A 1,351-nucleotide genomic window follows, 5' to 3' on the forward strand; every position below is an offset into this window, starting at 1 on the left:
CGTTTTGACTTCGAGATTCTCCCCATGAGGCACTGTGGCACAGCGAGCGTCACCCCTCGTTAGTCCGCCGCACTCACCCACCAGCAGTTCGCTCAGGCAGTCCACCACACCGTGACGGCCCCCCACCATCGCCTTCCCACAGACGATCAGCGCCTAGGCGTCCCGGAGGCGAATCCAATGTGCCTCCCATACGGAGAAATCACGGCTTCCCCCGCCGTCCACACCTGCTGAATCGTTGATTCGCCTTCCTCAATCAGGGGTGGAGCCAGTCACGATCTGGACGGGCCAACTGGCGAGCGTTGTTATATGCCATGTCCAGGGTTAAACAGGTGGACGCTCGGTAAAAGGCACCCAAGTCCTCAACAACCAACGCGAGGTCGGCGACGCCAGGCCGTGTCAGGCAGAGTGGCAACAAGAGTTGAACGCGCCCCCAATAGTATTGAGGGATCGCGGCCTTGTAATTGCGGCGTACTCGCTCGACAGCGTTCATGATCGCGCCCTGCAAAAAGGTCTGGAGTTGGTAATTGTCCATCTGCCGGTACGGGTCTGGAAAACGCTCCTTATTGTCACTGATGATGTGTTCCACGTTCGTTCGGAGTTCCTTGCGGTGGTCAAAAACTAAGACAGCCGGGTCATCGAAATAGTGCGCCATCTCTGGTAGGGCGGAGAAGGCGTTCATTCGCATCTCTCCACGGCGGCTCCAGCTCACAAGAAACCAGGGCTGAGCATCTGGCCGTTGGTTAGGGGCGGCGAAGGCGTAGATCGCCTCCTGATTGGGTGTGACTAAGCCAGTGTTGAAGGTCATCGCTTGTCCGTCGTCGGACGTCACGATTTTGGGTTGGTGCGGGCGCTGTCGGGTTTCCTCAGCCAGACGCTTATAGGTGTAGCGCAGGTAGTTGAGCAAGACAGGGTACTGTTCCTGAGTGCGAACGTGCTGATAACTCCAGTCCTCTGGTTCCGCAAGTTGCGCCAGTTCCTCCAGGCGAGCGGGAGTTGGAATGTGGATCAGGTCTCGTAAAAGTTCTGGGAGATTAGTGAGCGTCACAAGACTATTTGACCATTTCTGGCGGGCATCGAGAGGCCTCCTGTGTTTCGTGGTTCACCCCACTAGGGATGGCCGGTGACGAGACGACCAGAAACACGGTCTCACCCCTAACCAATTCCAGCCGCCAGGAGAATGGTCGGGGCGAGCCGCTCTGGAGCCTATAACAACTTCTCAGTGCGTCTTGCGCTACTTCTTAGCCTTGGCGCTGCGCCCTCGCGTGGACTTGGCTCCCTTGCCGCGCGTTTTCTGTGCGCGCGACTTTGCCGAGCTGCTGGCCCTTTGTCATAGGCGGTCCTGCATCTTGCG

Annotated in this window: 1 protein-coding gene; it reads right to left on the reverse strand. The window is 58.1% G+C overall.

From position 1 onward, the window contains the following. Positions 1-253: 253 nt before the first annotated feature. Positions 254-1,045: a DUF3825 domain-containing protein gene (locus DAERI_RS21685; RefSeq protein ID WP_103131517.1), complete on the reverse strand. Its 792-nt coding sequence runs from the start codon at positions 1,043-1,045 to the stop codon at positions 254-256. Positions 1,046-1,351 lie beyond the last annotated feature (306 nt).

The sequence above is a fragment of the Deinococcus aerius genome, assembly GCF_002897375.1.
Lineage (GTDB): Bacteria > Deinococcota > Deinococci > Deinococcales > Deinococcaceae > Deinococcus > Deinococcus aerius.